This is a genomic window from uncultured Sunxiuqinia sp. (assembly GCF_947495665.1).
Taxonomy (GTDB): Bacteria; Bacteroidota; Bacteroidia; order Bacteroidales; family Prolixibacteraceae; genus Sunxiuqinia; species Sunxiuqinia rutila.
The window spans coordinates 83,651-98,167 of record NZ_CANLZV010000002.1 but is presented as its reverse complement, the minus strand read 5'-3'; the positions used below and the strand labels follow the sequence as shown (position 1 = coordinate 98,167).

The 14,517-nt window shown below is 42.7% G+C and carries 10 protein-coding genes; 2 read left to right on the top strand and 8 right to left on the bottom strand.

Annotation, left to right across the window (positions count from 1 at the left end):
- Nucleotides 1-37: 37 nt before the first annotated feature.
- The 7 genes from Q1A18_RS03330 to Q1A18_RS03300 all read right to left on the bottom strand — a co-directional run bounded on the left by Q1A18_RS03330 (nucleotide 38) and on the right by Q1A18_RS03300 (nucleotide 10,567).
- On the bottom strand, nucleotides 38-1,582 hold the full coding sequence (locus tag Q1A18_RS03330) for an arylsulfatase (RefSeq protein ID WP_299577360.1): 1,545 nt from the start codon (nucleotides 1,580-1,582) through the stop codon (nucleotides 38-40).
- Nucleotides 1,583-1,659: 77 nt separating this feature from the next.
- Nucleotides 1,660-3,222 carry a beta-N-acetylhexosaminidase gene (locus tag Q1A18_RS03325; protein WP_299577358.1) on the bottom strand — a complete coding sequence of 521 codons (1,563 nt, stop codon included), beginning with the start codon at nucleotides 3,220-3,222 and terminating at the stop codon, nucleotides 1,660-1,662.
- A 294-nt stretch (nucleotides 3,223-3,516) separates the two neighbouring features.
- Nucleotides 3,517-5,262: a RagB/SusD family nutrient uptake outer membrane protein gene (locus tag Q1A18_RS03320; RefSeq protein WP_299577356.1), complete on the bottom strand. Its 1,746-nt coding sequence runs from the start codon at nucleotides 5,260-5,262 to the stop codon at nucleotides 3,517-3,519.
- Nucleotides 5,263-5,282: 20 nt separating this feature from the next.
- Entirely contained in the window at nucleotides 5,283-8,657 is a 3,375-nt protein-coding gene (locus Q1A18_RS03315; RefSeq protein ID WP_299577354.1) for a TonB-dependent receptor, read from the bottom strand.
- 65 nt (nucleotides 8,658-8,722) lie between these two features.
- Nucleotides 8,723-8,854 (bottom strand): hypothetical protein, encoded by a 132-nt coding sequence (locus tag Q1A18_RS03310; RefSeq protein ID WP_299577352.1) that lies wholly within the window; start codon nucleotides 8,852-8,854, stop codon nucleotides 8,723-8,725.
- A 21-nt stretch (nucleotides 8,855-8,875) separates the two neighbouring features.
- A complete protein-coding gene (locus Q1A18_RS03305; RefSeq protein ID WP_299577350.1) occupies nucleotides 8,876-9,889 on the bottom strand; it encodes a FecR family protein in 1,014 nt (337 codons plus the stop codon).
- Between the two features lie 120 nt (nucleotides 9,890-10,009).
- Entirely contained in the window at nucleotides 10,010-10,567 is a 558-nt protein-coding gene (locus Q1A18_RS03300; protein ID WP_299577348.1) for a sigma-70 family RNA polymerase sigma factor, read from the bottom strand.
- Between the two features lie 549 nt (nucleotides 10,568-11,116).
- Between Q1A18_RS03300 and Q1A18_RS03295 the strand changes: the two genes are divergently transcribed.
- Nucleotides 11,117-12,481: an NAD(P)/FAD-dependent oxidoreductase gene (locus Q1A18_RS03295; RefSeq protein ID WP_299577346.1), complete on the top strand. Its 1,365-nt coding sequence runs from the start codon at nucleotides 11,117-11,119 to the stop codon at nucleotides 12,479-12,481.
- Nucleotides 12,482-12,801: 320 nt separating this feature from the next.
- Nucleotides 12,802-13,488, top strand: coding sequence for a 2,3-diphosphoglycerate-dependent phosphoglycerate mutase (gpmA, locus tag Q1A18_RS03290; RefSeq protein ID WP_299577344.1), 687 nt, complete (start codon nucleotides 12,802-12,804; stop codon nucleotides 13,486-13,488).
- 48 nt (nucleotides 13,489-13,536) lie between these two features.
- Here gpmA and Q1A18_RS03285 read toward each other — a convergent pair whose 3' ends face one another.
- The gene (locus Q1A18_RS03285) at nucleotides 13,537-14,364 is read right to left on the bottom strand and encodes a formate/nitrite transporter family protein (RefSeq protein ID WP_299577341.1); all 828 of its coding nucleotides are present in this window, start codon (nucleotides 14,362-14,364) and stop codon (nucleotides 13,537-13,539) included.
- Nucleotides 14,365-14,517: the final 153 nt, after the last annotated feature.

Here is a 14,517-nt window from a genome sequence, read left to right as displayed (position 1 = left end):
GCTTTTTATTAGGTTCGTTTCATCGCATTACCAATTCTTAGTCAATTGCCGGAAACGGATGAACTTCAGAACGCTCATGCTCCTGCTTCATAATCTTCTCAATCTGTGCGACAATTTCCGGGTGCTCTGAAGCAAGGTCCTGCTGTTCCTGCGGATCTGCTTTCAGATTGAATAGTTGAATCGTTAAGTTACCATCATTCATTTGAGATCGATAGCCTTTCCAGTCTCCCATTCGTACCGCTTGTTGTCCGCCATAGGCTTTCATCGGAAATTCCCAATAAAGAAATTCTTTTTCGCTTTGTGCCTCTCCTTTTAGTGTAGGCAAAAAGCTGATACCATCAGTCTCCACAGTTGTTTCGAGACCGGCAATTTCATTTAATGTGGGCATCACATCCCAAAAGGCAAATGGCTGCTTTGTTTGAGTTCCGGGAGCAACAACTCCGGGCCATGAAACAATTAAAGGAACCCGGATTCCACCTTCCCGCAGAAAGCCTTTTCCCCAACCCCATTCGCTTTTAAAAGGTTTAGCACTATCGAAAAACGGAGAGTCTGTTCCGCCGTTGAAGGTTGGGCCATTGTCGCTGGTAAACATGATTACTGTATTTTCATAAAGTCCCTCTTCCTTCAGTTTGTCAATCAGTTTTCCAACCTGCATATCCAAATAGCTAACCATGGCTGCATAAGTTGCGTGCGGCGTACGGTTCGGGAAGTATCCTCTCTGCCCCAAGTAAGGTTCTTCGTCATCAAACTGCTCCTGGTAGTAGCTCAGGAATTCAGAATCAGCTGGCACTTGCAGTGGTGCATGTGGCAAGATTGGAGCAAAATACAGGAAAAACGGATTGGCTTTGTTCTGCTCAATAAACCGTAGTGATTCGTCCAGCATCAGGTCAGGAGCATATTCTTTGGAAGTATACTTTTTATAGCTGGCCGGATCATTCGGATCACTCCCTTTGTCTAAAGAAGTCCAAACCGGGGTGTACTCATTATCTAACAATACTTGTTGATCATTTTTCCATAAGTGCAGGTTGTAATAATTATGCCCTTGCCGCTGACACATATCTCCATAGAAGAAGTCAAAACCCTGCTTATTCGGATGTCCTTCAGTTAGCGGGCCTCCCAATCCCCATTTTCCAACGCAGGCCGTGCGGTAGCCAGCTTGTTGCATTAACTCTCCCACCGTCACAATCGTATCTGGAATTGGGCGTTGTCCTTCCAGCCCCGGATCCTTGATCACTTCCCGGAAATCCCAGTTCTTCTTTGTGGCTCCCATCTCATCGTTGTTCCTCACGTAAGCATGCCCCGTATGTTTTCCGGTAAGCAAAACGCCTCGTGATGGTGCACAAACCGGGCTTCCGCAGTAAAAGTCAGTGAAACGAATTCCCTGAGAAGCCAGCTGGTCAATATTGGGTGTTTTAATTTTTTGCTGACCGTAAGCCCCTAGTTCGGCATAACCTAAATCATCAGCTAAAATAAATATGATATTGGGTTTAGTCTGCACCTTTTCCTGCTCAGCACAAGAGCTTGTAGCCAAGGCCAAAGGCACCATCAATAAACCGTATGAACTTGCTTTTCCTAATTTCACTTTTTTTTTGTTTTATATGGTTCGAGGAAAATCACCGCTAAAAAGCAGCGCCTTTCCCCGGAAAACTTTTTTATTGGTTATTCCCAGCTAAAATCAGCTTCAATTTCGTCTTTCATGCCAGGACCAATATCAATTCCCTTCTCCCTCAACACGGGATACTTTTCTTTCACAACGCGATAGAACGCATCAAATGGCATGCGTTCTCCCCTGCTCCACATTTGTTCAGCCAAGGCAAATATCCTTGGGAAAACCCGCCGATCAACCATGTGTTCGCACACATACCAGTCCGTCCATAAAGCACATCCCATACCTAAAACCAAGGAATCAGGCTCTTTTATGTCTGATGGATTATTTTCGTAAACCGTGCGCATGTCAAATGTCCGGTCAGCGAAGTAGTTTGACCATGGGCTTACCGGAAAATTTAAATAACTGTAATAATTGGTATTGGCGATAACCTGATGTCCATTTCGAATAGCGTTCTTTAAAGCCAAATCTTTATGTCCCCGCCAGTTCCACCAATGAACAATTACGTTGTCCGGTAACTTAAAATCATCCTGGTAAATTACATCGCCCCAAAAGATAACCTTTTTATTTTTTGTTTTCATATAATTGGCCAGGCGGGATGAAAAATACATTTGTAGTTCATGCGAGTTCTTTAGTCCTTCCTCTTCTATTTTCCCCTGACAATCCGGACATTTGTTCCACTTTCCCTTAGGAGCCTCGTCCCCTCCCAAATGAATATAGGACGATGGAAACAACTCACAAACTTCATCCAACACATTTTTAAGGAAAGTGTAGGTTTCTTCCCTTCCCCCACAATATAGTACGTCTGAAAAACCCATCACTGTTTTGGGAGCCTCACCGAAGCAGCTCAGTTCCGGGTAGGCTGTTAAGGCAGCCTCCGAGTGCCCGGGAACATCGATTTCAGGAACAACGGTTATGTGCAACTTGCGGGCATAAGCAACAATATCTTTAATTTCTTCCTGAGTATAAAACCCTTGCTGTTCTTTTCCTTCAGCCACCTTCGATCCAATCACGGTTAGCTTGGGATATTTCTTAATTTCAACACGCCAGCCTTGTCCCTCAGTCAGGTGCCAATGAAAAACATTCATTTTCAGCATGGCCATGTGATCCAGGTAACGCTTGATAAATTCTGGCCTTTGGTACTGCCGGCCTGAGTCGAGCATGAAACTGCGCCAGGCATATTTGGGTGAGTCGGTAACTTTTATTCCGGGAATACGATAGCCGGCCAACGTAATCGATTTTCCGGCCTGTATTTCCTTCGGAAGAAGTTGCAGTAAGCTTTGAATGCCATAAAAAAGGCCGGTGGAAGTGTTGGCAGTTACTTTAATTTGTTTTCCGGACACCAAGAGTTGGTAAGCTTCATCACCCAAGTTGTTGGGAAGCGCAGCAACCTGCAAATGAATATCGGCTTTTCTTTCATTCGCTTTTTCTATCCGGACATTGTTTTGGAGCCGTTGGATTAAATAATTGGCCTCCTCTTGCTGCTGGCTGGCACAGGCTATTGTTAGCTTATTTCCAATGCGAAAGGAACCAGCCGTTTTTTCAACTTTAAAAGGGGTGGGCAGAATAGTCTGGCCCTGAATTGCGAAGGAGCTAAAAAAGAGACTTCCAATCAAGAATATCCCTTTGATTGCCTGCTTTCGCAATTTCAAGAAGCAATCTATAATCGACCTGTTTTGTTTAGGATACATTTGTTTATCTATTTAGAATTAATCAACCATTTCAATATAGATTATTAAACATAGCAAAAGGATGAGTCTAAAGAGCTCCTCCTTAATTCCGGTATCGTTTGCTCAACCAAACAATACTGACTCCACCCCTATCTAATCATCAATACAGGTTAAATTACTATCAAGCAATAATACCTATAAACTAAAGAGGACTTAAAAGCCCTCCTTAGCTTTGAAGATTTACTTATCCCAGCCCGGGTTTTGCTCCAGTGCAGGATTAAGCGTCAATTCGTTAGTAGGAATTGGGTTAAGATAATCGCGCTCAGGTTTAAACTGATAACCTGAAGGAATTACTTTCAGATAAGGATCAATGTAGCCATCGCCATCAACCAGCAAGGTTTCACCAATCACAATATTATATTCATTCTCCAAGTCGCTTCCAATAAATTTGAACCCTTTCAGGCGTTTTCCAACAAAAAGCTCGTGTGCACGCCAACGCATCAAGTCGTCAAAACGGAAACCTTCGCAGGCCAATTCAACTCTCCGCTCTCTTCTGATTTCATTGATAATCGGACTCAATGCCGGGAATTGCCAGTTTGGATCATTAGCAATATTAGCCAATTGCAGGTGTGGCATGTTTACACGATCACGCAGTTGATTCACGGTCAGATCCAGGTCAGCCTGAGTAATTGTTCCCAGCTCAGCTTTGGCTTCCGCATAAATCAAAAGGATTTCAGCATAGCGATAGATGATTGCTGCTGTGGTTCCAATTCCTCCGGCCTTTTGCTGTTCGAAGTCTGGACTCCCGCCTTTTCTCAACTGAAAACCACTGGTATTTCGTGCACTTCCGGTTAAATCCAGGTCAGGTTTTTCAAAAACAACAGTCAACTCGCCATTTTTGATTTCTTTGGCAGCTCCGGGCAAGTAAAGCGTTTGTGCCAGGCGTGGGTCACGATTGGCAGCAACATCTTCCAAACTTCCTTCGCCAGCATATAAGTCACTTTGTGAGATTGGTAATCCGTCAGTAGCCAGGTAGCTATCGATCAATGATTTTGACAAGCCGGTATTTCCACCAATGCGGGGGATGTAACGATGAACATTGTGAGTTACGCCCAAATCAACGTCATACTTTTTCCAGAAGATTACCTCACTATTGGCCGACAAATCAACCTGGTTAAACAGAGAGTAGTACGTATCGTTCACATCGCCACTGTTGTACAATGCATAATGGCCTTCATCGATAATCCGTTTTGCAGTCTGAGCAGCTAACTCCAGGTATTCACTGCCATCAAATCCCGCCACTTCGAAAGCTGTTCCGGCATGGTATTTTTCCCATGTTCCTTCGAAAAGGCAAATACGTGCTTTCAGAGCCAGCGCAACATCTTTGTTAACACGGAAAGCTTCTGCTTTATCCACAGCCGGAAGTTTAGTAATGGCAACATCCAAATCCTTGATAATAGAATCAACAACAGCCTTACGAGGAGTGCGGGCCATATAAAGCTCCTCTGAATCAGTCGATAAGGGTTTGCTGTAAAAAGGCACATCTCCAAATGTCTGTACCATGTTAAAATAATGCAGTGCTCTGAAAAAATATCCTTCACCTGCGTAGTTGTCAATTAAAGTCTGATCGCCTTCAACGGTAGACAAATTATTCAGGAAATAATTTACCGAACGAATGCTCCCCCAACTCCAGCCACCACCTGATGAAGGGATGGTCCAGTTACCAGCCAAACGGCTGTTATAAGTTCCGGGAATCATGTTGTCACTATTATTATCGAACCAAAAGATTCCACCACTCCAACCACTGTGAACCGGAAAAGCACCATAAAAGCTATTGGCATACAATTTCAAATCGTTGGGTGTTTTCCAGAATGTTTGCGGGGCAATCTCATCCAGCGGATAACGATCTAAATAATTTTCGTTACATGATGACATGAGTGCCATAACCGCTACAGCCAAACATATATATATTCTAATTCTTCTCATAATAATCTGATTTTTCAAAATTAAAAGGATACATTCATTCCAAAGGCAAAACTTTTCTGTAACGGATAAATTTTACCAGCTCCCCAGGAACCACCAGTCGTTTCCGGATCGAAAATATCAATCAAGTCCGTTAGAACGAACAGGTTTTCTCCGGTAACATAGAAGCGTACTTTGGATAACTGCAACTTTTTCACAAACATTTCCGGCAATGTATAGCCCAGTTGAACATTCTTCAATCTTAAATAAGCGCCATTTTGCAGGTAACGCGTTTGAACTTGCTGGTTTTTACCACCATTGGTCAAATAAGGACGCGGATAATATGCATCAGGATTGTCTTCAGACCAGTAATCCAGGTGAGCCTTAAACCCAGCCGATTGCCAGACACCTCCGGTACCGCCCCAGAAATAAGAACCGCCAATCGCCAGGTCACGTTTAGCAACACCTGTCCAAAGCATGGAGAAATCAATTCCTTTCCATTTTCCTCCTGCTGAAAGAGCAAACTGATACTGAGGCGTACTGTTTCCAATAATCTTCTTGTCTCCCGGATTTTCGACAGTGTTGTCTCCCCAGTCAATCACTCCGTCATCATTCAGATCCTGGTACATAATATCACCAGCTCTCCACTCCTGTCCGCTAATCTTCGACTGATCATACCAATCATCAAAAGCGGCATCATCCTGAGCAATGCCTTCCGTAACATATCCCCAAATTTCGCCTAGTTCCTGCCCTTCATAATAGGTTGTTAAAATTCCGGTTGGATTGCGGTACTTCGCTACTTTGGTTTTGGCATTTGAAAGTGTGGCTTTAGCGTGGTAAGAGAAGTCATTGATTTTATCTTCCCAGCCAATCACCAACTCAAATCCATTGGTTTGCAACTCAGTATTATTAATTTTTGGAACACTTGTTCCCAGAACTCCAGGCAAGGCTTCTGCTGGTCCAGGCAGGTCGCTGGTATAGCGCTCAAAAACATCCAATGAACCGGTAAGTTGGTTGTTAAAGATTCCCCAATCAACTCCAACGTTTTTGGTTTTCACTTTTGCCCAAGTAAGTGTCGGACTGATCAATCCAGGTAAAGAAGCATAGTTTGGTCTGCTATCTCCCATAATCCACCAGTTATTGGTACTAACCGGAATTGTGGGAACATACAGGTAAAGGTATTCATTCTTATTTCCAAGCTGATTACCCAAAGCTCCCCACGATCCGCGGATTTTTAATATATCAATTTGCTCAACATTGAAGAAGTCCTCACGGGCCAGATTATACCCTACCGATACCGATGGGAATAGTCCCCAACGCTCATCTCCCGGAAATTTTGAAGAACCATCGTAACGCGCATTCACCTCTAGCAGGTATTTCTCTTCAAAGTTATAATTCAAACGGCCAAAAAATCCACGGGTTGCCCAATGCCATTTGCTGTCACCTACATCATCCTGCTCGCTTGTTGCTGTGCTGATTGAAGGAACTTCATCTGTGATCAACCCTTGTTTTGAAGCATACAACCATTCGTACTGTTCCAATTCCTGCTGAAAACCAGTCAACACTTTAAATGTATGTCCTGAGTCAAATTCCTTTTCATAAGAACTGTAAATATTCGGAGAGGAATACGTTTTCTTACTGGCGCTGGCAGAATAACTGGTATTAGGGCGTTCCGTATAAGTAACTCCTTCCGGTCCATGCAAAATAACAGATCCATAGTGGTTGTTACCAATATTGCTTTGAACAGTCCAGTTATAGTCAAAATTAATTTTCCAATCTTTGATCGGCTCCAGAATGGCTCCCGTTGAAATCAGGAAGTTGTCCGACGTGCTGTTGCTTCTTCCGGACAACAGGTAAGGAATCTCCGAACTTTGATGATAATCTCCATCAGGCGTGTACAAAGGGTTAGTAGGCCACCGGCGAGCAATATTATGATAGAATAAATATCGGTCATAACTAGGACGATCTGTAACGCCGCGAGTATACTTAACATTAGCCCGAAGCGACAAGTAACTGTTTACCTCGCTTGAAACTTTCGAGTTCATCGTGTAACGCTTATACTCATCATCTCCGTATTTCAACAGGCCTTTCTCATCGTAAAAACCGCCTGAAACGTAATAGTCAACTTTGTCTTTTTTTCCTGAAACACTAACGGTATGTGTCTGACGCGGTGTCCAGTCTTTATAAAATACATCAAACCAGTTGGTGTTGGCATTGGCAGTCATATAAGCCCCCCATCTGTCCGGATTTCCTGGCTCAGGAAATGTCCCATCAATACTGGTAGGATCTTTCATGTATTGCTCAATACGCCCCATAATTTCATCAGAAAAAACAGGAGCAGAATCACCGTCATTCAAGCCGGCCTGATTAAAGTAATTGGCAAATTCCAGCGAATTCATCATTTCAGGCAATTTGAGCGGTGCAGAGTAAGTAAATACATTTGAATAACTTACATGCACTCCCTCCTTACCTCCTTTGGTAGTAATCAACACCACACCGTACGCTGCACGTGCTCCATAAATAGCAGCCGAAGCAGCATCTTTAAGTACTGAAATACTCTCAATATCATTGGGGTTGATATCGTTAATACTGTTAACAGGAACACCATCAACAAGAATATAAGGAGCATCGGTTCCATCCAATGAACCTACTCCCCGAATATTCATAGCCATGGATGAGCCAGGCTCTCCTCCTGTACTACCAACTGAAAAGTTCATACTCGGTAAAACCCCTTGAATGGCTTGCTGAACGTTGGCCACCGGACGATCTTCCAATATTTCGGAGGTAACCTGTTCCACCGCACCTGTCAGATTTACCTTCTTTTGCACGCCATAACCAACGGCAATAACCTCTTCAATTCCAAAGGTTTCTTCTTCCAGAATGACATTAACAACAGCGTTTGACCCAACAATGGTTTCGTAACTCCGCATCCCAACAAAGGAAAACATCAAAGTTACTCCAGGGCTTACTTCTTTTAGCGTATACTCTCCGGCATCATTGGTAATTGTTCCGGTAGTCGTTCCTTTCACCATAACCGTTACACCGGGTAAAGGTAAGCCTGCTCCATCAGTAACAACCCCTGAAATCTCTTTGGATTGTTGAGTAGATAACCAGGCCTTTTCTGTACTTAGGGCTATTTGGCGGTTATTGATGATGTAAATAATGTCTGAATCAAGAAACAACTCATCCAGGACTTCTTCAATTGTTCTGTTATTGACAGCAATCTGAGTTTTCTTGTTAACATCCACCTTACTAGCTTCATACATGAAGTAGTAGTCCGTTTGATTTTCAATTTCATTCAACACATTTCTAATGGACACATCAGCCATCTTGAGGCTTAACCGATTGTTTTGTGAAAACGAATCGATGGCAAATGTTTGACCAATAAAAATGAAAAGCAATATCAGCATTGTTCTCATTACCTTGCACGGTTTAGATGCCCAGAAACTTCGTCTTTCCGGGATCGGTAAAAATTCTTTTTTTTTCATAAATTTGTTACGATTTGGAATAATAATTCAAATTGAGTGATGCCTTTTGTTCGTTCAAAAGCTAAAGGCACTACGAAATCAAGAGGAGGTGTTGGCGCATCTCCTTTTTGTTGTCTCTTCTTTTTCACATAAGCAAATTAATTTAAGTATTAGTACATTGTTATTTGAATTGGGGTATCGGGGTCGTTACTTAAAACAATATCGTAATTGATGGCGCAGCTGAATTTGATCAGTTCCATGATATCCTCAATGTCTTCATGCAGAATCGTTGCATTGAATAACAGGTTGTTGATTTGTGGATTTTTGACTTCAATGGTGACATTATACCAACGCTCCAGCTTTTTGACCACCTCACTCATGGTGGCATCGCTGAAAATGAGTAATCCTTTTTTCCACGATGTATACTGAGAAGTTTCTACTTCGTGAATGCTCAACTCCTTCTTTATTCTGCTGTAATCAGCTTTTTCTCCGGGCTTTAGATGGTAATTCCGCGAGTTTCCCTTTTTCGTATTAAGTTCAACCGCCCCTTCTTCCAGCACTACACTTATCATTTCGTCTTCAGCATAACTTCGGACATTAAAAGAAGTTCCTAAGACCCGAACATTCAACTCGTTGCATTGCACCACAAAAGGATGTGCAGTCTGTTTGGTAACCTGGAAGAAAGCTTCTCCATCCAGCCGGACTTCCCGGTTTTGAGAGAAAAATGCGGTGTTGTAGGTTAATGTTGTACCTCCGTTTAGCCAAACCGTAGATTGGTCGGGCAAGGTAATCATGGAGCTTTGACCATTGCTGGCCGTAATTGTTGTGTAGTTTTCAGGCGTTTGTTTAAAAATAAAATCAACCATTGAATTACCAACCAGTCCTCCAATCCCAATAACGAAAAACAGGATGGCAGCAATACGCCAACGACCCAGGCTCTTCTCGAGTTGATAGCGTCGCAGTCTTTCGGCATACTTATTCCATGCTCTTGGCGTATTAACATTGTCGTATGCCTCAACTTGACTGGCAATACCTGACCGACTGGTTAGCTGATCAAACAGCTGTTTGTTTGCAGGATCCTCTCCTACCCAATTCTTCAGGTCAAGTTCTTCCTCCCTGCTCTCTTTTCCGGTGATATATTTACCCAGAAAAATGCCTTTTTTTATCGCGTCCTTTAATTTCATGCTTTTACACCTGAATAAAACTAAACTTCAATATTCTGATTACGCTACCTACAACGACATCGGAAAATAAAAGGACTACAAGAGAAGTAAAAAAAATTAAGTGTGAAGTTCCGGAATTGGCTATTTACCTCTTAGCCAGGAGATAAAAAACAGCATTAAGCTATCCAGATTTTTTCGAAGTATTTTATACGCCCGGGCTTTATGCGTTTTGACAGTGCTAACGGCAATTCCCACCTGTTCGGCAATCTCACTGTTCGAATAATCCTTCAGGGCCAAAAGCAGAACTTGTTTCATCGCATCGGGCAGTTTATTAACCTCCTTATAGACTAAGTTAAAAGCCTCAACGCGTAAAATTTCGGCAAAAAAGAAATCAACCTCAACGTCCTCTTTGAGCTGAAACTCTTTATACTTGTCTTTTACTTTTTGATGCTTAAGGTGATCCAAACAATGATTGCGTATGGAAGTGTAGAAAAAGGATTTAACCTGAAATAAATTCTCAAAGCTTCGGGGTTTCTCATAAAAAGCTAAAAAGACATCCTGAACAATGTCTTCACAAATAGCCACATCTGCAATATACTTTGATGCGAATGAAGTAAACCCAGCGTACGTGTCGTAAAAGAAATCCTGAACGTCCAGTCGTTCACCACCCTTTAACCGAATCCTGTTGCTGCTAACCATCTCTAATTTCTCTTACTGAATTCAACTTCTCCTATCTCCAAAGAAGAAAGTAAGCCTCAAATATAATTTGTAAAAATTACTATTTGATTGTTCAGACAATAAAATTTTGCTTCCCACCTCCACCAACCCCTCAATTCGTTACCGGGATTACTGACAGATAGCTACGAATAAGAAAATATTAAATTGTCTTTTTAAAGCAAAGAAATGATTGCGAGATTTCCGGGATAAGCGTGTAACTAATCTACACAGAAGCCAGCTGCCAGGCAACTTTTCAGAGCGACATCCATCTAACCGGCAATTATTACGCAGCCTCAATTTTCGTCAACTATAGGGAAAGTTATACCAATCAATATCTAGCAATCCACTACTATTTAATTATTTAAACCCGCACTTTCAGGGGATTGCTCCTAAGCGTTCTCTGACGATGCCCAAAATGAGGCCGTGTAAAACAATCTGAATTATTATTTCTTTTAAAACCCACACGAGAAAATTTTGTTGTTTGAGAATGGAACAATTTTTTCTCTTCTCCTTAATAGTAAATAGACAACAATGAAAAACACGAATGATATATTCTCGGTGAATATTCCGGATAGCAATAAACCACGTTTAGTCATCATTGGAGGCGGGTTTGGAGGTATTCGACTATTGCGCAAGCTGAACTCCGACAAATTTCAGGTGGTTTTGCTTGACCGCTATAACTACCATACCTTTCAGCCGCTGCTTTACCAGGTTGCCACTGCCGGACTGGAGCCGGATTCGATCGCGGGTCCGCTGCGAAAAGTTATCAAGCAAAAACCCGACACCTATTTTAGGATGCTGAAGGTTAATCGTATTGACCCGGAAAATAAAGTTTTAGAAACCGTTGCCGGAAATTTGAGTTTTGACTACCTGGTAGTAGCAACGGGTGCACAAATCAACTATTTTGGCAATAAGAACATTGCCAAGCACGCCTTTCCGCTCAAGCAAGTGACTCATGCGCTGGATTTACGAAGCCATATTTTTCAACAATTTGAAAAGTCCGAGATTCTAACCAATCCCAAAGACAAAGAGCGCCTGATGACTTTTGTGGTTGTAGGTGCCGGTCCCACAGGTGTTGAAGTGTGCGGAGCTCTTGCCGAGCTAAAAAACAATGTTTTACCCAAAGATTATCCTCAACTCAATGTGGGCAGCATGCAAATTCACTTAATTGAGGGGCAGGATCGGGTGCTTCCCGCCATGTCGGAGCAGTCGGGCAAGCGGGCTTACAACTACCTGAAAAAAATGGGCGTCAACATCAGCTTAAACACACTCACCGATGACTATGACCGCATTGTCGTAAAACTCAGCAATGGGCAAGAAATTCGAACCGGAACGCTCATCTGGGCTGCCGGTGTAAAAGGCAACCTAGTGGACGGCTTTGACGAAAAAAGTATTCACAAAGGTCAGCTACTGGTAAACGAGACCAACCATATCATAAAAGACAAGGACACTAATGAAGCATACAACCATTTGTTTGCTATTGGCGATGTCATGCACATGCTTCATGAGGATTACCCCACCGGCTTACCCGGATTGGCTCAGGTTGCCATTCAGCAAGGCGAACAGCTTGCCGAAAACTTAAACCGCCTTTCAGACAACAAACCATTTAAGGCCTTTCAATACACCAACAAAGGGGCTCTGGCAACCATTGGCCGTAACAAAGCAGTAGCCGATCTTCCGGGGAACATCAAACTAAGTGGTATTATCGGCTGGATGATCTGGATGCTGGTACACCTACTGTTCCTGATTGGCTTTAGAAGTAAGGCCGTTGTGTTTGCCAACTGGTCGTGGAATTACTTAACCTACGACCGCGGTATACGATTGATATTACGCCCCTCAAGCAAGAAAAAAGACTTGGTAAGCAAAGAGATGATTGAAGCCATGAACGAAAAATAAGAGACAAAGACGATGAAGAATCCAAGCGCTATGCAGACAATACCCCCAAAACAGAGGAAAGCTTCGATTCTGCCCCAAGCAAATATTAAAACAGAGCATGCTGTGTTATCGTGCGCTTGGAAACTTTAAGCCATCAAATGCAGTATATTTGAAAGAGACGCAACTTGCTGGCGCTTCGCTTTTTCATCGTGGCCATAATACTTCTAATTCATTCCTGCAGAGTTACGCGATCCGACTACGTAAAAAAACGCCAGCACAAATATTTTTGCTGACTTGCAAAAACAATAAATAGGAAAAATGAATACTAAATCAGATCAATCATGCACAAACTAGTTTTATTACGGCACGGAGAAAGCGAGTGGAGCAGACAGAATTTATTTACTGGGTGGGTAGACGTTTCGTTGTCTGAACATGGTATCTACGAAGCTCAAAATGCAGGCATAACACTCAGTGTAAATCATTTTCAATTCGACATGGCCTACACCTCCCTTTTAAAAAGAGCCATTCAAACATTGTGGTACACTTTGGAAGCCCTGGATCAACTTTGGATACCATGGGAGAAATCCTGGCGGCTGAATGAGCGCCACTATGGGGCTTTACAAGGCCTCAATAAAAAACAAATGGCCCTAAAACATGGCGACGAACAAGTCCACCAGTGGCGACGCAGTTACAAAACTAAGCCACCGCTGCTTGATGGCAATGACCCGATTTCGCCCTGCAACCACCGGCGTTACCGCAATGTACCTAAAAACGAGCTGCCTCTGGGTGAAAGTCTGGAAGATACTTACCTCCGCTTTTTACCCTACTGGCACCGCGAAATTGCCCCGGCAATAAAAAGTGGCAAAAACGTATTAATTGCTGCTCACGGTAACAGTTTAAGGGCACTCATCAAACATTTGGACAACATCATGGATAACGAGATCCCCTCCCTTGAAATTCCTACCGGGAGACCCTTGGTTTATGAATTGGATGAGAACTTAAAACCAATCAAGCATTATTATTTATAACAACGCTAAATATACTAAGGTAAAACTCAACTGTAGGGATAAACACAATCAGCTACTGCCCAAATGCTTGTTGCGTGGGTTGACGTGACTAAATTTTACGAAAGCAACAAACACCACCCCACCGACGATATTGCCCAAGGTAGACCATAGCTGAACCCAGCCGTAATCGGCCAGGCTGATTGACTCACTAGTCAATACGGCAGTAAAAACCTCAATCGACCCAACAATGGAGTGATGTAAACCTCCCATTCCAATAACGGAAGTAATTAATACGATAATCATTATTCTGGAAATGGTTTCCTGCGATGATGTAACAAGCCACGACAATAAGCCCATAAGCCAGCCCGCTAACAATCCACTCAGCAAAATGATGTACCAAGGAAAGTCAATGAGCTTTTGCGCCAAGGCTTCAAAGGCATTTAAACTGATTACCTCAAAAGCGGATGGCAAAACCGATAAAATCGAACTAAAAGCGTAGCCGCCCAAAAGGTTACCAACGTAAACAATCGTCCACAAAAGCATCAAGCTTTTTATGGAAACGTCGTTATTCAACACAGGAATAACGGCCAGCGTAGTATGCTCTGTGAACAACTCAGACTTGCCGACCACCACAAAAATAAACCCCAGCGGATAAGCAAAAGCCAAAAGTACATGCAACACCGATGGATGGACAACTCCCTGAAACAAGCTGTAAACCACAGCCATCAGAAAAACACTAAAACCAACGTCTAATCCTGCAGAAATAGCCGAAAGAAACAAATCCTGGCTGGATCGATTATGCTCATGCATAGCCATTTCAATCTGCTCTTTCAGAATCTCATCAATTTGCTTCGGCTTATTCAGTGCTTCTTTAAGGTCTCTCTTGATGTTACGCATAGGTCGTATTTTAATTCGTATTTCAAAAAATCATTCTGCTTCAAGTGTGACGTTATTCCACAGTTTTCCGATAACTTCCACATGGCTGGCTAGATTTTCAGACTGTCCTTCATCTCTATCTTCTAATCGGTAACGTGGGATTATGCCTGTTTC